The 14,496-nt window shown below is 59.7% G+C and carries 18 protein-coding genes and 1 riboswitch; of the genes, 9 read left to right on the forward strand and 9 right to left on the reverse strand.

Going from position 1 to position 14,496, the window contains the following annotated elements; genetic code table 11:
- Nucleotides 1-77: 77 nt before the first annotated feature.
- The 3 genes from CQ007_RS02480 to ppa all read right to left on the reverse strand — a co-directional run bounded on the left by CQ007_RS02480 (nt 78) and on the right by ppa (nt 3,446).
- Nucleotides 78-1,337 (reverse strand): D-amino acid dehydrogenase, encoded by a 1,260-nt coding sequence (locus CQ007_RS02480; protein WP_105643314.1) that lies wholly within the window; start codon nt 1,335-1,337, stop codon nt 78-80.
- 161 nt (nt 1,338-1,498) lie between these two features.
- Nucleotides 1,499-1,593: riboswitch (glycine riboswitch) on the reverse strand.
- Nucleotides 1,594-1,741: 148 nt separating this feature from the next.
- Nucleotides 1,742-2,632 carry a DMT family transporter gene (locus tag CQ007_RS02485; RefSeq protein ID WP_105643368.1) on the reverse strand — a complete coding sequence of 297 codons (891 nt, stop codon included), beginning with the start codon at nt 2,630-2,632 and terminating at the stop codon, nt 1,742-1,744.
- Nucleotides 2,633-2,918: 286 nt separating this feature from the next.
- A complete protein-coding gene (gene ppa / locus CQ007_RS02490) occupies nt 2,919-3,446 on the reverse strand; it encodes an inorganic diphosphatase (RefSeq protein ID WP_105643315.1) in 528 nt (175 codons plus the stop codon).
- Between ppa and CQ007_RS02495 the strand changes: the two genes are divergently transcribed.
- Nucleotides 3,445-3,663: a hypothetical protein gene (locus CQ007_RS02495; RefSeq protein WP_105643316.1), complete on the forward strand. Its 219-nt coding sequence runs from the start codon at nt 3,445-3,447 to the stop codon at nt 3,661-3,663. The genes ppa and CQ007_RS02495 overlap by 2 nt on opposite strands.
- A gap of 18 nt (nt 3,664-3,681) precedes the next feature.
- Here CQ007_RS02495 and CQ007_RS02500 read toward each other — a convergent pair whose 3' ends face one another.
- On the reverse strand, nt 3,682-4,941 hold the full coding sequence (locus CQ007_RS02500) for a 6-phosphofructokinase (RefSeq protein WP_105643317.1): 1,260 nt from the start codon (nt 4,939-4,941) through the stop codon (nt 3,682-3,684).
- A gap of 386 nt (nt 4,942-5,327) precedes the next feature.
- Here CQ007_RS02500 and mpl point away from each other — a divergent pair, with 386 nt between their 5' ends.
- Entirely contained in the window at nt 5,328-6,689 is a 1,362-nt protein-coding gene (mpl, locus tag CQ007_RS02505; protein ID WP_105643318.1) for a UDP-N-acetylmuramate:L-alanyl-gamma-D-glutamyl-meso-diaminopimelate ligase, read from the forward strand.
- The gene (locus tag CQ007_RS02510) at nt 6,682-7,287 is read left to right on the forward strand and encodes a flavin prenyltransferase UbiX (protein WP_105643319.1); all 606 of its coding nucleotides are present in this window, start codon (nt 6,682-6,684) and stop codon (nt 7,285-7,287) included. The genes mpl and CQ007_RS02510 overlap by 8 nt, the downstream gene beginning before the upstream one ends.
- A gap of 47 nt (nt 7,288-7,334) precedes the next feature.
- Here the strand turns inward: CQ007_RS02510 and CQ007_RS02515 are convergent, their stop codons facing one another.
- Together CQ007_RS02515 and CQ007_RS19320 are read right to left on the reverse strand one after the other, a co-directional pair.
- Entirely contained in the window at nt 7,335-7,670 is a 336-nt protein-coding gene (locus CQ007_RS02515) for a type II toxin-antitoxin system HicB family antitoxin (RefSeq protein WP_105643320.1), read from the reverse strand.
- On the reverse strand, nt 7,667-7,825 hold the full coding sequence (locus CQ007_RS19320) for a type II toxin-antitoxin system HicA family toxin (protein ID WP_371919783.1): 159 nt from the start codon (nt 7,823-7,825) through the stop codon (nt 7,667-7,669). The genes CQ007_RS02515 and CQ007_RS19320 overlap by 4 nt, the downstream gene beginning before the upstream one ends.
- On the opposite strand from CQ007_RS19320, the gene CQ007_RS19140 reads away from it, so the two are divergent.
- The 4 genes from CQ007_RS19140 (at nt 7,751) to CQ007_RS02535 (ending at nt 11,502) form a co-directional block, all read left to right on the forward strand.
- Nucleotides 7,751-7,984: a hypothetical protein gene (locus tag CQ007_RS19140; protein ID WP_256582172.1), complete on the forward strand. Its 234-nt coding sequence runs from the start codon at nt 7,751-7,753 to the stop codon at nt 7,982-7,984. The genes CQ007_RS19320 and CQ007_RS19140 overlap by 75 nt on opposite strands.
- Before the next feature lie 91 nt (nt 7,985-8,075).
- Nucleotides 8,076-8,507 (forward strand): hypothetical protein, encoded by a 432-nt coding sequence (locus CQ007_RS02525; protein ID WP_105643322.1) that lies wholly within the window; start codon nt 8,076-8,078, stop codon nt 8,505-8,507.
- Nucleotides 8,508-8,829: 322 nt separating this feature from the next.
- Nucleotides 8,830-9,126, forward strand: a complete 297-nt coding sequence (locus tag CQ007_RS02530; protein ID WP_105643323.1) for a hypothetical protein — start codon at nt 8,830-8,832, stop codon at nt 9,124-9,126.
- Nucleotides 9,127-9,312: 186 nt separating this feature from the next.
- Complete coding sequence (locus CQ007_RS02535) at nt 9,313-11,502, forward strand: sulfatase-like hydrolase/transferase (RefSeq protein ID WP_105643324.1); 2,190 nt, start codon at nt 9,313-9,315, stop codon at nt 11,500-11,502.
- A 235-nt stretch (nt 11,503-11,737) separates the two neighbouring features.
- Here CQ007_RS02535 and CQ007_RS02540 read toward each other — a convergent pair whose 3' ends face one another.
- Nucleotides 11,738-12,613 (reverse strand): DUF4351 domain-containing protein, encoded by an 876-nt coding sequence (locus CQ007_RS02540; protein WP_105643325.1) that lies wholly within the window; start codon nt 12,611-12,613, stop codon nt 11,738-11,740.
- 219 nt (nt 12,614-12,832) lie between these two features.
- A complete protein-coding gene (locus tag CQ007_RS02545) occupies nt 12,833-13,192 on the reverse strand; it encodes a hypothetical protein (protein WP_105643326.1) in 360 nt (119 codons plus the stop codon).
- Between the two features lie 88 nt (nt 13,193-13,280).
- Between CQ007_RS02545 and CQ007_RS02550 the strand changes: the two genes are divergently transcribed.
- Both CQ007_RS02550 and CQ007_RS02555 read left to right on the forward strand, forming a co-directional pair.
- Nucleotides 13,281-13,508, forward strand: a complete 228-nt coding sequence (locus CQ007_RS02550) for a hypothetical protein (RefSeq protein WP_105643327.1) — start codon at nt 13,281-13,283, stop codon at nt 13,506-13,508.
- Nucleotides 13,509-13,810: 302 nt separating this feature from the next.
- Nucleotides 13,811-14,287 (forward strand): sn-glycerol-3-phosphate transporter, encoded by a 477-nt coding sequence (locus CQ007_RS02555; RefSeq protein WP_105643369.1) that lies wholly within the window; start codon nt 13,811-13,813, stop codon nt 14,285-14,287.
- A gap of 27 nt (nt 14,288-14,314) precedes the next feature.
- On the opposite strand, the gene CQ007_RS19050 is transcribed toward CQ007_RS02555, so the two are convergent.
- A partial coding sequence (locus tag CQ007_RS19050) for a hypothetical protein (RefSeq protein WP_218278810.1) occupies nt 14,315-14,496 on the reverse strand: 182 nt, incomplete at its 5' end.

Raw genomic sequence — 14,496 nt, forward strand, 5'->3', positions numbered from 1 at the left:
CTTCGCCGAGCCGACGGAGGGGTCGCCGTATGCAGACCGCGAGGACGTCCATCGGCCTCGCGATCGTCCTGCCGCTTTTATACGTAGGCCGGTTGTCCGGACGCGACTGCTGCGTTGCTGCCCAGTGCCTGCTCGACCACGCCGCTGACCATGTCTGCGGTGACCGCGCTCAGCGTCCAGCCCAGGTGACCGTGGCCGGTGTTGTAGAACACGCAGGGTGATTTGCCACGTCCGACCTTGGGCATCATGTTTGGCATCATCGGGCGCAGGCCGGCCCATGGCACCACGCTGCGGGTATTGACGCCGGGGAAGCATTCATTGACCCAGTCCACCAGCGGGCGAATGCGGTCGGCACGGATATCGCGGTTGTGACCATTGAATTCGGCGGTACCGGCGACCCGGAAGCGATCATGGCCCAGGCGGCTGCTGACCAGTTTGGTCTCGTCATCCAGCAGGCTGACGATTGGTGCCGAGGCGCGGCTGATCTCGTCAGTCAGGTTGACCGTGATCGAGTAGCCCTTGACCGGGTAGATGTTTACCCGGTCGCCCAGTTGCGCGGCCAGGTCGCGGCTGGCCGTACCGGCACACACAACCAGACCATCGAACTGCAGTATCTCGTCGCCGGCATCCTTGCCGAGGGTCACGCTGGCGCGCTTGCCATCGGTGGCGACCGCCTTCACATCCTGGCCATAGAGGCAGCGCACGCCCAGACGCTCGATCGCCACGGCGAGCCCGTTGGTGAATTTGTGGATATCACCAGTGGAGTCGCATTCGGTGAAATAGCCGCCGTAGTAGTTGCCGGCCAGGGTCGGTTCGATGCCGCGCATTTCTTCCGGTGTTACGCTGCGGCGTGGCAGGCCGCCTTCGGCCAGCAACCGGGAAACCTGTCCAGCATGCTCGAAGCCGGCCTTGTCGCGGTAAATATGCAGGATGCCTTTCTTCTTCAGATCGAAGTCGATGCCCTCCGCCTCAGCCCAGGCGAACAGGTGCTCGCGTGCTGCGATCGCCAGACGGGCGGTTTCGATGGTGTTCTGACGGTAGCTGGGAATCGCGCCGATGAATTCGGCGAACCAGGAGAGCTTGTGCCAGCTGGGCTTGGGATTGACCAGCAGCGGCGCATCGCTCTTGAGCATCCACTTCAAGCCTTTGACGATGGTCGACCAATGGTTCCAGACCTCGGCATTGGAGGCCGATAGCTGGCCACCGTTGGCGAAGGAGGTTTCCATGGCGGCATAGCGGTGTTTCTCGAACAGGGTGACCGCGAAGCCACGCTTGGCCAGGGCATAGGCCGTGGTTACGCCAGTGATTCCACCACCAAGGACAGCGATTCTTTTCATTGTTGTAGCTCCAGATACGTCAGGGTTTGAGCCCGCGCGCACCAATGCGCGGCGAGCGCCCCCTCTGTCCTGGACCTGAGAGTTTCACGGACCGCCAACGCGCGGCCCGCTTGCTCCTTCGGTGCGCCCGGCGACGATAGCGGGCGGCTCTTCAGAGTTCACCAGTGATAACGGTCCTTTTGCCTGAGAGTTTCCGGGGCGGTTGCTCCTTCGGCGCTGCGGCGATAATGCCGGCAGTCTCTCCCGATATCACACTTGATGCGCGCCGTTTCCGCCATGCGGCAAGCCGGCACCCAAACATGAAACCACCCTGCCAGAAAATCCCGCCGTTGTAACCTTCGACTTTCAGATAAAAGCGCAGGTGAGCTGCCTATCACTGGCGTCACCATGCGCTACCGAGGCGTTCAGCGGCTGATCAGGGAAGGGGCCACCACCAGCACGGCGCTGGCCACGATCAGCAGCAGGCCAAGCTTTTCCCGCGCCGATACCTGTTCCTTCAGCCAGTGCTGCGACAGCAGCAGGGTGAAGAATACCTCTATCTGTCCCAGCGTCTTGACCAGCGCCACTTCCTCCAGGTTGACCGCAGTGAACCAGCACAACGAGGCGATGGAGCTGGACAGGCTGATACGGAACACCAGTGATGGACGTTGCCACAGCCTGAGCAGGGTGGGGCGGTCCCGCAGCACCAGCCAGCCGGTCAGCAAGGCCACCTGGATGCTGATGGTCCACACCAGCGCCCAGGCTGCGGTGTGCATGAAGGGTAGATCCAACTGGTGGCAGGCATCCCGTATCCACAGGGTGGTCAGGGCGAAACACAGGCCGCTGCCCAAGCCCACCAGCAGGGTGGTCAGGTCCAGCGAGCCGGGCTTGCTGCGGCCCTTGAGCAGCCATACCGCCACGGAGCCGACGGCGATGCCCAGCCAGCCGACAGGGCCGAGCAGCGCACCGAAGAACATCGAGCCCAGCATCGCCGCCAGCAACGCCTCGCTCTTGGCCAGACCGACCCCCGCGGTATAGCTGCGGCGCTGGAACAGCAGCACCATCAGCGCGGTAGCCAGAATCTGGGTAACCGCTGCGGCGCTGACGTCGAAGATGAAGCGACCGCTGAATTGCGGAATAGCCGCCGGCGCAATGGCATACAGCAGGGCAAGGTAGATGGCAGCCAGAGGCAGCGCCCAGATAAAGCGTGCCAGGGTCACACCGATGGCATTGACCTCGCGGCTGAGCTGTTTCTGTTGGGCGTTGCGCAGCGCCTGGGTAAAGGCGGCGGCGAGGGTGAAGGGTATCCAGAGCATGCCGGTCATCATGTCAAAAGGCGCACAGCCTCCTCCTGTTGGGCTACGTCGTCAAGGTCAGAGCAGCGCTACCGGGATATGAAGGCTGCCGACGATGGGGTGGCTGGCTGAGGGTCTAGGCCCACGCAACGGGGCAAGCGCGGAAGCAGGCAGGCGGTCGTAGCGGGTGACCAGAAGGAAGCAGTGTCCGTGTGCCTCGCGCATCTGCGCCGCCGTAGTTGATGGTTACTGAAACGCAGGCATAAAAAAGCCCGGCTTGTGGCCGGGCTTCCATTCGGCAAGAAGCTTATTTTTGGTAAGCGTCTACTGCCTTTACAATTTCCGCACGGGCTTCGTCAGCGTTGCCCCAGCGGTCGATCTTGACCCACTTGCCGGCTTCCAGATCCTTGTAGTTCTCGAAGAAGTGCTGGATCTGCTGGATCAGCAGTTCGGGCAGGTCGGTGTGTTCCTTCACGTCCTTGTACAGAACGCTCAGTTTGTCATGGGGTACGGCAATCAGCTTGGCATCGCCACCGCCATCGTCGGTCATGTGCAGCACGCCAACCGGGCGGCAGCGGATGACTGCGCCGGGTGCAACCGGGTGCGGGGTGACTACTAGTACGTCCAGCGGGTCGCCATCGTCAGCCAGGGTGTTCGGAATGAAACCGTAGTTGGCCGGGTAGAACATCGGGGTTGCCATGAAGCGGTCGACGAACAGGGTGCTGGAATCCTTGTCGATCTCGTACTTGATGGGCGCATGGTTGGCCGGGATCTCGATGGCGACGTAGATATCGTTGGGGATGTCTTTACCTGCGGGGATCTGGTCGTAGCTCATGGGTTACCTGATGCGGGGCATGGTGAAATGGGATTGGAGTCTGCCATTGCTGGCGACACCGGGGAAAATATGGGCGGGGATTATACCAGTGCAAACCCGCCATGGCGAGCCAATGCTCGCGTACACCGTCATTGCGAACCCGCAGGGTGAAGCAATCCATGACACCGGGCTGGCCGGCCAGCGCTGGATTGCCACGTCGCTTCGCGACTCGCAATGACGGGGTGGTGGTAATGATTCAGACCTTGAACGGTGCCAGCTTGCGCTCGACCGGCAGGTTCTGCAGGCGTACATAGTCCGGCAGGCCGTTGCGGAACGGCGGAATGTCCTCGCCCTGGATCAGCGGAGACAGGTACTGGCGGCAGGCGTCGGTGATGTGGAAGCCGTCCTCGGTGATGAAGTCGCGGGGCATGAACTTCTCGACGTTGGCCACTTCGCTCAGCGGCGCTTCGATGATGTCCCAGCGGTAGGGCGTATCTTCGAGGCGGCGGATCGCCGGCATGATGGCGTTCTTGCCTTCCAGGGCGATGCGTACTGCGGCCTGGCCGAGGGCATAGGCCTGCTCGACATCGACCTTGGAGGCGATGTGGCGGGCGGCGCGTTGCAGGTAGTCAGCCACGGCCCAGTGGTACTTGTAGCCGAGCTTCTCGCGTACCAGGTTGGCGATGGTCGGTGCTACACCGCCCAGTTGGGCATGGCCGAAAGCGTCGGTCAGGCCGGACTCGGAAAGGAACTTGCCATCCTGGTTCTTGATGCCCTCGGAGACGCCGATTACGCAATAGCCGTGGGTCTTCACGCACTCGTCGACGCGGGCAAGGAAGGCCGCCTCGTCGAACTCGATCTCGGGGAACAGCAGGATGTGCGGTGCTTCCCCTTCTGCCTCGCTGGCCAGGCCGCAGGCGGCGGTGATCCAGCCGGCGTGGCGGCCCATGACTTCAAGGATGAACACCTTGGTCGAGGTGGCGGACATGGAAGCCACGTCATAGCCGGCTTCGCGAATGGATGTGGCGACGTACTTGGCCACCGAGCCGAAACCGGGACAGCAATCGGTGATCGGCAGGTCGTTGTCCACGGTCTTCGGTACATGGATGGCCTGGATCGGATAGCCCATGGTCTCGGCCAGTTGGGATACCTTCAGGCAGGTATCGGCGGAATCGCCACCGCCGTTATAGAAGAAGTAACCGATATCGTGTGCCTTGAATACTTCGATCAGACGCTCGTACTCGGCGCGGTTGGCATCCAGGCTTTTCAGCTTGTAGCGGCAGGAGCCGAAGGCACCGGAGGGGGTATGGCGCAGGGCAGCGATGTTCTCCGCCGACTCCAGGCTGGTGTCGATCAGGTCTTCGGTAAGAGCGCCAATAATGCCATTACGACCAGCGTAGACTTTTCCAATCTTGTCCGGGTGCTGGCGGGCAGTTTCAATGACGCCGGCCGCCGAGGCGTTGATCACTGCGGTTACCCCGCCTGATTGGGCATAAAAGGCATTTTTGACGGTCATGCTGACTCCATGGTGTGTGTCTGATGTCGGATACGACAACCGAATCAACGGAACGGTTGCACTACTCTGTGAAAAGAGCGCGCAATGCTGACTGGCTAACGAATGGCGCGCATGATAGCCGAATGCACGATGCTTTGCATGACTGCCTGCCGGATGGTGTATCTGTCTTGCCCCCTCTCCCCAGCCCTCTCCCACGAGGGGATAGGGGGCTGACTTGTACTTAGTGGGCAGTATTGTGTTTGCTTATTACAAAGAAAGTATCAGCAGCATTCGTCGCCAGACTGCAGGCACCAACACACTCCCTCTCCCCTCGTGGGAGAGGGCTGGGGAGAGGGGGGCGTGCGTGCTAGTATCCGCCGTTGACAGGTTGATTACAGGGTTTGCTGATGCATCTGCACATTCTCGGTATTTGCGGTACCTTCATGGGCTCGCTGGCATTGCTGGCGCGTGACCTGGGGCATCGGGTCAGTGGCTCGGATGCCAACGTCTATCCGCCGATGAGTACCCAGCTGGAAGCCCAGGGCATCCAGTTGATGGAAGGCTACTCCCCGGAGCACCTGGACCCGGCACCGGATCTGGTGGTGATTGGTAACGCGCTGTCGCGGGGCAATCCAGCGGTCGAGCATGTGCTGGACAAGGGCATTCCCTATGTGTCCGGCCCCGAATGGCTGGCCCGGCACGTGTTGCAGGATCGCTGGGTGCTGGCGGTGGCCGGCACCCATGGCAAGACCACCACTTCCAGCCTGCTGGCCTGGATTCTGGAAGATGCCGGCATGGCGCCGGGCTTTCTGATCGGCGGTGTGCCGCAGAACTTCGGCATTTCCGCGCGGCTGGGGGATACACCCTTTTTCGTGGTCGAGGCGGATGAATACGACAGCGCCTTCTTCGACAAGCGCTCCAAGTTCGTCCACTATCGCCCCCGCACCGTTATCCTGAACAATCTCGAGTTCGATCATGCGGACATCTTCCCGGATCTGGCGGCTATCGAGCGGCAGTTCCACCATCTGGTACGCACTGTGCCGGGCAGCGGGCTGATCATTCTTCCGCAGCAGGACCAGGCACTGCAACGGGTGCTGCAGATGGGCTGCTGGACACCCAGTCAGACCACTGGCGAGGGCGGCAACTGGCAGGCCAAGCTGCTGGCGGCCGATGGCTCGCGCTTTGAAGTATGGCTCGATGGTACGTTGCAGGGCGTTGCCGAATGGCAGCAGACCGGCGAGCATAGCGTGGCCAACGCGCTGACCGCGCTGGCAGCGGCCCGGCATGTCGGGGTTGCCCCGCAGCAGGGCATCGCTGCGCTGGCCGGCTTCTGCAGTCCCAAGCGGCGTATGGAAAAGCTCGCCGAGGTTAATGGCATTACCCTGTACGACGACTTCGCCCATCACCCCACGGCAATCGCCACCACCCTGGCCGGGCTGCGCGCCAGCATTGGTGACCAGCGCTTGATCGCGATCATCGAGCCGCGTTCCAACACCATGCGCCTGGGCAGTCACATGAGCGCATTGCCGGCCAGTGTGCAACAGGCCAGTGAGGTGATCTGGTATCAGCCGCCTGGCCTGGACTGGTCACTGGACGCGGTGGTGGCGGACAGTCCAGTACCGGCGCAGGTTTCCACCGATATCGATGCCATCATCGATCAGGTGGTGAACTCGGCGCAGTCGGGCACGCGCATCGTGATCATGAGTAACGGCGGCTTTGGCGGCATTCACCAGAAGATGAAGCAGGCGCTGGAGGCAAAGCATGGATGAGCGGCGGGTAACCCTGGCGGTGACCGGTGCCTCGGGCGCGCAATATGCGCTGCGCCTGCTGGAGTGCCTGGTGCGTGCCGATGTCCAGGTGCTGTTCCTGATCTCCCAGGCGGCGCAACTGGTGGTCGCCACCGAGACCGATCTGCAACTGCCGCCCAAGCCCCAGGCGCTCGAGCAGTTCCTGACCGAACGCTATGGCGCCAAACCGGGTCAGATCCGCGTCTACGGCAAGCAGGACTGGATGGCCCCGGTGGCCTCCGGCTCCGGCGCGCCCTCGGCCATGGTGGTCTGCCCGTGCAGCACCGGCACGCTGTCGGCGATCGCCTGCGGCGCCAGCAACAATCTGATCGAACGGGCGGCGGATGTGGCCTTGAAGGAGCGCCGGCAACTGATTCTGGTGCCCAGGGAAAGTCCTTACTCCACCATCCACCTGGAAAACATGCTCAAGCTCAGCCGCATGGGTGCGGTGATCCTGCCGGCCAGCCCGGGCTTCTATCACCAGCCACAATCGGTGGATGACCTGGTGGATTTCGTGGTGGCACGGATTCTCAACCAGTTGGGTATCGAACAGGACCTGCTCAAACGCTGGGGCGAATGACTCCTGGGGCGTAGCGCGCCTGCGCTACGCCTTGGGTTATGGAGTGCTCACGCATGCGCTTCTCTTTCCAGCGCCTGTATCACCCACTGATTCAAGCTTTTGCCCTCGGCAGCAGCGGCCTGAACGATCTCGGCGTGCAACTCCGGCGGGACTCGTATATTGAACTTGCCGGAAAATGACTTAAGTGGCTCAACGCCATCCTCTGCACACATGTCCAGAAAAACTTGCAGAGATGTTTCGCCCTCTTTTTTCAGGCCCTCGATATCTGCTGCGTAAAAGTCGGCACCACCATTCAGTCCAATGAATTCGCCGCGGAACATCTCAATGTCAGGGTCGTACTGAATAAGGGCCCGGTAGCCATTGATCATCATGGTGTTCTTCATGGTTTTACTCCGTTGACTCTAAACCATTCACGTATGGATGCCACTGCTCCCTTATCGGTATTTGGGGATGGGTGTGGACGATGGAATACTCTCCGTTCATTGAACAAACGAACACCGATTCTGGAGCCCTCCCGCTCAGATATCTCAGCACCCAGGTCCAGCATCAGCGCCTCAATATCCCGCCATTGAATATTACCGCTGACGGGGCGGGAAAAAATCTGCTCAAGGGTCTTGTGGTGCCTTTTCTTCATGCGTGGATGGTACTGAAATGTGGTACCTTTCGCAACGTGGTTTCCGGACAACTCGGCACCTGAGCTGCTTCAGGTGCATAATCGGCATATGGAACCACCACCGGAGCGTGAGCCTGGTACTCTTTTCAAATCGGACATTTCATGGAGGAAACCTATGTACAACCCCGCCAAGGGCCTGGCATGGATAGTCTGTGCGCTGACGCTCATGGCCTGCACCTCTCCAGCACCTGAAGACGCTCTGAACGAAGCCGCCAAGCAGCTCCAGCATAATCTGGAAAACAGGCAGGCCGGTGCTGCTACCAGGCAACTGCATGCGGACTTCATGGCGCAGCAGTATTACAACCGCCAGGCTGCCCAGCAGCAGATGCTGGGCCTGTTCTTGCGCTACAAGAACGTCAACATCATTGTCCTCAATCGACAGTGCCAGCTGGACAAGGGTTACTACGACCTCGGCCATTGCACGGCGCAGGTTGCCGTGACCGGTGCGCAAGGGCTGATTCCCGAACGGTTGGAGCACTACCAGGTCACCAGCCAGTGGCAGCTGACGGACAAGGAATGGCAACTACACCGCCTGGATTGGAAGTGACCAGCAAAAGCGCTGAACAGCCTTCGCCTCACTCGTCCTCCTTCGCGAAGGCGAAGGATCCACCGGGGTATCGAACAGTATCTGCGCAAGCGCTGGAGAGAATAGGGGAGAAAGGAATGAGGTGGTTATTTTTTGGCTGAGTAAAAACTCTAATTCTGCTTGGTGGCAGGGAGGTTATGGGCTAGACTCCAGTTCGAGGAAGATGAGACAGTGCTTCTGAGCCGCTACCAGACCACTGGATTGCCACGAGCAGCGATCCTTTCCAGAGAGGCTCCCCAAGCATTGGTCGCGATGCTGGAATAACAAGAGCCCCTGATGAGCCATGATAAGAAGAAGTCTGTGGCTGCTGGTACCTTTTATCATTGCAATCGCCAGTACGTGGCAATCTCTGGCAGGTGACGAGCCGCCGCCGTCTGCCGGACACACGCCAATCCTTTTCAGGGTGGATGAGGCTCGCTGCTTCCGCCATGACAATGGCTTCTGCATAAATACCCCCGACGCTGAGGACAAGGCTCCCGACTACCAGGTTGGCTACCCCTCCTGTGTCCACCCCCTGCGACAGTACTTCCTGCAACTGACCGGTGCGCACCTGCACTGCAGCGGGGTGCAGCATGCGTAGCCAGGCGCAACAGCGATCCGCCAAACGCAGAATACGACAGGCCTTGATTAGCTACCTGCGTTGCGCAGGTAATCAAGTGGAGGCAGACTCGCCACTGGCGGAGCTGGCTGCACAAAACCCGGATGACCCGCTGCTGCAGCAGAAGGGCCTCTGACAAAAAAAAGAAGCAAGAAAGAGGGATACGCCATGCAGTCCAGACTCTTCAAGACAGGTGCACTACTGATTGCCACCCTGGCACTGGCATCATGTAAGTTCGGGAGCAGTAGCAGCTCCTCATCATCCAATGATCCACCCACAGCGGACCAGCCGCCGAATATCCTGTTCGTCATCATGGACGACGTCGGTATCGATCAGATGGAATCATTCGGCTATGGCGGTATCAAGCCGCCAGCGGTGCCATCCATTGACGCCATCGCCGATGGGGGGATTCGTTTTCGTAACACCTGGGCCATGCCCGAATGCTCGCCCAGCCGGGCGACCTTCATGACCGGTCTCTACCCGATGCGTACTGATGTGCTGCAGGCGATCGGGCCAGACGACCTGGCGAACTCCCATGTTTCTCCCTATGCGATGACCATTCCCAAGGTCCTGGCCACCGCCGGTTATGAGAATGGCATGTTTGGTAAATACCATCTTGGTGGGCCGGAGAACAGCCCCGCTGGCTTCGCTGCCCCGGCAGCCTTGGGCTGGGAGTACTTCTACGGCTGGGGTGGATTGCCAGCTTCCATTGATACCACTGCGGGTGGGGTCGGTGAGGAGGGGCAATACTCCTGCGGTTTTGTACCGGGACCAGGAGCGCCCGGCGGTGTTCACGCCGGAGCCTGTTATATCCCTCAGCCGGGCGGTGGCACCAGTTGCACCGAGATGGCCGGAGAGGTGCACGGTGACCCGGCTGGATTGCGGTGTCTGACCGAGGGTGGCGTTCTGGTGCCCGGCCAGGCCTGTGAGACCGATCCGCCCACCTATGTGAACTTCGATCGGGAAAATGCTCACTATGTATCCAGGTTGTTGGTTAACTGGGAAGGTGACGTGGAGGACGTAAGCCTGATCGATCCCCGTTCACGCGGCTACCGGGCGACGATAGAAGTCGACAGCGCCATTGACTGGATCAACACACGAAGTGACGACACGCCGTGGATGGCCACCCTCAGCTTCAGTTCCGCCCATACGCCGTTGCAACACCCACCAGCCGATCTGGTTCCTTCCGGGGCTGCCAGCATCCTGACTCCCGACTGTACTTCTGAGGCGCCGATCAATCAGCGGAATATCACGGATGCGATGATCGAGTCCCTGGACACCGAGCTGGGACGGTTGTTGGTGGAAACGGGTATCGCTACGCGCGGGGATGATGGCAGCCTGAATTACGATCCCGACTCCAGCAATACCGTGGTAGTCGTGGTGGGTGATAACGGCTCCTTCGCCCCTACGGTCAAAGGGGGCTTCGATCTGACCCGGGCCAAGGGCTCCGCCTATCAGACGGGCGTCTGGGTCCCGCTGGTCATTTCAGGGCCAATGGTCGAGCAGCCCAACCGCAATGTGGAGCATATGATCAATGCGGTTGACCTGTTCCAGTTCTTTGCGGACGTCGCCGGTGTGGATCTGGAGCAAGTGGTACCCCGCGGTACCGATGCCGAAGAAATGCTCTCCTACCTGACGAACCCGGGCCGGGACAGCGTGCGTGAAGTCAACTTCACCCATGGTGCCCTGAACATTCTGCCCAACGACGGCGTGAACGGTCCCTGTGTATTCAGAGGCAACTTCTGTTCCCACACGCCCATGTCGGCTCAGGTTTGTGCCGACAATGGCGGTGTATGGTGGGGGCAGGGGGCTGACGTAGGTGCCAATGGCGTGCTCAAGGAAGTAGATCATTGCTGGCAGGTCAATCAGGCCATCTATGAAGATGCCCCCGCTGCCTATGATCAGCACAAGATCACCATGGGTGCCACGGACTATATGGCCATGCGCAACGATGACTACAAACTGGTGCGTAACGAAGCGCTGGATTACGACCCTGCAATGGATGGTAGTCAGCTTGTGAAGACCGAGGAGTTCTACCGTATCGATCAGGCCGTACCTGAAGCGGATCTGGATCGTGAGGGGGATGACCTGCTACAGCAACCGGGCGGGCTCACCGCCGTCGAGCAGGAACATTTCGATGAGCTGGAATACCAACTCGACCTTCTGTTGAGCTCGCACAAGGCCTGCCCCGGGGATGGCAATCGCGATGGCGTTGTCGATCAGGAGGATATCGACAACTACATGCAGCTCAGTTCGGAATGGGGGCAGTCCAGTATGTATGACTTCAACCACGACGGCCTGACCGATGCGCAGGATCTGGCGATCATCCAGGCCAACCTGGGAGCGTGCCCGCAATAGCAGTGACCTAAAGCAAAGCCCCGGTCAGATCGACCGGGGCTTGCCTGGGTTGTCGCGCGCCCGCGCGACGACAAGACCACAAGGCAGCGCGCAGTATCTCCAGAAATAGAACGCCCAACGGGTGCCAATGGAGCGGGCGCCAATGGAATGTCGATGGCGACCCCGTCGAGTTCCATCTCGACATAACACGCCATTCGCACTCCAAAACTATTGGATAGCCGAACAAGAACCCCATTCAGTGCCGGGTAAACACCTCGTCCAGCGTCTGGGCATCCAGGATATTATCGGTCCAGCGCTCCAGCTCCTCCGAACTGGCCTGCTGCAAGCGCTGCTCGGTTGTCGGGTCCAATGGGCCAAAGCGGCGGGTCAGTAGGCGCAGCAGGACATCCTGCCTACCTTCATTCAACAGACGTTCTGTCAAGCCGACCATTTTGCTTTTCTCCTGCGGGTACCGCTCTTGATATTGGTGCATTTGATTATCGTCCAGGGCTGTATAGATGTCGATGAAGTCCAGATACTTGAGCTGCTTCTCAGGGTCCGGTTCCAGAGTGAACAAGCCCCGGATGGCCTGGGCGTAGATATCCACCTTCTGTTCCTCGGCCCAGCGCATGTTCGGCAGGTTCAGCCGCGCCACCAGGTTCTGGCTGTACAGGTAGTCATTGGCATCCAGACTGGCCAGCTCACATTTCAGGTAATGGAACGTCAGATAGGTGAAGCGATCGCCGCCCAGCATCAGCGTTTCCGGCAGGCCGCGCGCCTCGTGCAGGAAGATCACTACTGGCACCCCCCGATCAGTGTCATACAACTCGGCCAGGTCCAAACAGTAATGCGCTACACGGTGGATGGAAAAGCGCCTCGGGTCAGTCTGCTCCTCCAACACGAATAGCAGCGCCTCCCGCCGGCCATCGGGCCATTCCACCATCAATGGCACATCCAGTTCGCGGAAACGGTCGCCGAGGCGATTTTTCAATTGTTCCTGACGGATTGGGGTGATACGTACCTGATGGTCCAGGCCTTCTGCTTCCGCTGCAGCGAAGAATTCCAGCGCCTGGTAGGAATAATCCACAATCAGATTCTTGAAGTTCTGGTCATGACTGGTAAGGCCTGGCATGGATTGCTTGTCTCATTTAACTGGTTGTGCATACAGTTTTGAGCGAGGCAAGGCATGACGCAAATCGAACATGCGGAAAATGTGATCGAGTCGAGAGTCCATGGATGGCCGGGTTCCATCCCGGCCAGCGGAGTCGCCTGTAATCACGTAGATCACGATGAAACGTGATCTCGTGGCTTCTCGGATTGTCGCGCGCCTGCGCGACGACAGCGTCAGGAATTATCTGCGACGATCGCAGCCAGGTTGGCCTGCATCAATGACCAGATTGCCCTCGGCTCTGACGCCGATGCTGCCGATCAGGAAAGAGTGATTGAGCTGAGTGATCACCAGGTCGCTCAACGCTACCGCACACTTGTCCTTTTCAATGGCACGGTCAACAGCCGTTTTCATATTCGGAATACCCAGCGGAAACAGAATGACCGGATACTTGTCTTCACCGGTGACGCGTGGGCCTTTGATGAACATGCCAGAGTTTATGTTGTAGTTCTTGGTACTGGCGACAGTCATATCTGCAACCCGTACACTACAACCGGATGCCAGCATGGCACCCAGCATTACTGTAATTAGAGCTTTTTTCATGGTTCCCTCCCAAAAGGAGGCGGGAATCTAGCAGAGTGCCATCATGGCGTCCAGCGCTGCTCAGGCATTACCAGCCGAGGAGGATTGCATGTCAGAACAAAATGAAATGTCCCGCGAAACCTGGGGCTTTATCGACAAGCGGGACCGCTCGTCCGAGGCGCAGATCTGGCTCGGTGTCGAACCCTGCTACAGTCAGGCCCAGGGCGAGGCCAGGGCCGCCGAACTGGAAGCCGCCGATCCGAGCCATGAATACCGGGCTGAACCCTATCTGGAGCCGTCGGTAAGAAGTGGCAGGCATCTCAGCCCTCGGTCTTGACCGCCTTCTACGTCAACGCTTCCATCTGCCATTCTGCACATCATACGGATTGCGAAGAAATGTATGGCGGAGGCGAACTTAGTCCCGCGTTACCTGTCATGACCATACTCATCACCCGTGCAGGATCATCAACTCACTCGACCATGGCAGCTATGACATTACACCCGTTCTCTCCCTCTCTCCGCCGAGTCTTACGGCTGACATCTACACCGTGGTATGGCATCCGTCTTGTCCCAGGCATTGTTGCAGTGCTGATCAGCGCGGGGTTGCAGGCTGCGCAGGTGGAGGAGGTGCCGGCAACCATGCGGGACACCGGCAGTGGGTCGGGGCTGCTGCAGCGGCCGCTTGAGCTGGCCAGGGAGCTGGCAGCGCCCGTTGACTCGGAGGAGGGCTGGTATATCCAGGGTAGCGTTTGGACCACGCACTTTGATCCTCAGCCGGACCATAACAACAATCAGGACCTGATCGGTCTGGAGCGCCACCGGGATGACAGCTATCTATGGGGAGCCGCCACCTTCCGGCACTCTTTTGGTGAGCGCTCATGGTATGGCTACACCGGCAAGCGTTTCGAATTTGCCGGTACGCCCTTCAATGCCAAGCTCACGGCGGGGCTGTTGTATGGCTACCGGGGGGAATATCGCGACAAGATACCCTTCAACCGTTTTGGTGTGGCGCCGGCAGTGATTCCGTCAGTCGGTGCCACTTATCAGCGGGTGGGGGTGGATGTGGTGCTCTTGGGTGCGGCTGCGGCGATGGTCAATGTTGGGGTGCGTTTGTAGCGTGGGGGCAAGGTTAGCTGGTCGCAGCTATCCATCAAGCCGGTGCTCGACGGTTCCCAGGGTGATACCTGGGTCTTTGAAGGGCGATTTGAGGAGAGGTTTGACGAGGCTGCAGGCAGGCGTAGCGCGGGCGAGACTGTGAAAGTATTTCCATTGCTCGGTAGGCTGGAGGCTGTTTTCCCTCTCACCGGTATGAAGCATGAGCCAAC

The organism is Pseudomonas sp. MYb185 (assembly GCF_002979975.1).
In the GTDB taxonomy this organism is placed as follows: domain Bacteria; phylum Pseudomonadota; class Gammaproteobacteria; order Pseudomonadales; family Pseudomonadaceae; genus Halopseudomonas.

What these genes read in the sequence shown, in the direction of transcription:
- CQ007_RS02555 (WP_105643369.1), top strand. Translation starts at nt 13,811, where the DNA reads ATGCGGGACACCGGCAGTGGGTCGGGGCTGCTGCAGCGGCCGCTTGAG.
- CQ007_RS02480 (WP_105643314.1), bottom strand. Translation starts at nt 1,337, where the DNA reads ATGAAAAGAATCGCTGTCCTTGGTGGTGGAATCACTGGCGTAACCACG.
- CQ007_RS02500 (WP_105643317.1), bottom strand. Translation starts at nt 4,941, where the DNA reads ATGACCGTCAAAAATGCCTTTTATGCCCAATCAGGCGGGGTAACCGCA.
- CQ007_RS02495 (WP_105643316.1), top strand. Translation starts at nt 3,445, where the DNA reads ATGGGTTACCTGATGCGGGGCATGGTGAAATGGGATTGGAGTCTGCCA.
- CQ007_RS02545 (WP_105643326.1), bottom strand. Translation starts at nt 13,192, where the DNA reads ATGAAAAAAGCTCTAATTACAGTAATGCTGGGTGCCATGCTGGCATCC.
- CQ007_RS02515 (WP_105643320.1), bottom strand. Translation starts at nt 7,670, where the DNA reads ATGAAGAACACCATGATGATCAATGGCTACCGGGCCCTTATTCAGTAC.
- CQ007_RS02525 (WP_105643322.1), top strand. Translation starts at nt 8,076, where the DNA reads ATGTACAACCCCGCCAAGGGCCTGGCATGGATAGTCTGTGCGCTGACG.
- CQ007_RS02530 (WP_105643323.1), top strand. Translation starts at nt 8,830, where the DNA reads ATGATAAGAAGAAGTCTGTGGCTGCTGGTACCTTTTATCATTGCAATC.
- CQ007_RS02535 (WP_105643324.1), top strand. Translation starts at nt 9,313, where the DNA reads ATGCAGTCCAGACTCTTCAAGACAGGTGCACTACTGATTGCCACCCTG.
- CQ007_RS19140 (WP_256582172.1), top strand. Translation starts at nt 7,751, where the DNA reads ATGGAATACTCTCCGTTCATTGAACAAACGAACACCGATTCTGGAGCC.
- CQ007_RS02485 (WP_105643368.1), bottom strand. Translation starts at nt 2,632, where the DNA reads ATGCTCTGGATACCCTTCACCCTCGCCGCCGCCTTTACCCAGGCGCTG.
- CQ007_RS02550 (WP_105643327.1), top strand. Translation starts at nt 13,281, where the DNA reads ATGTCAGAACAAAATGAAATGTCCCGCGAAACCTGGGGCTTTATCGAC.
- ppa (WP_105643315.1), bottom strand. Translation starts at nt 3,446, where the DNA reads ATGAGCTACGACCAGATCCCCGCAGGTAAAGACATCCCCAACGATATC.
- CQ007_RS02540 (WP_105643325.1), bottom strand. Translation starts at nt 12,613, where the DNA reads ATGCCAGGCCTTACCAGTCATGACCAGAACTTCAAGAATCTGATTGTG.
- mpl (WP_105643318.1), top strand. Translation starts at nt 5,328, where the DNA reads ATGCATCTGCACATTCTCGGTATTTGCGGTACCTTCATGGGCTCGCTG.
- CQ007_RS02510 (WP_105643319.1), top strand. Translation starts at nt 6,682, where the DNA reads ATGGATGAGCGGCGGGTAACCCTGGCGGTGACCGGTGCCTCGGGCGCG.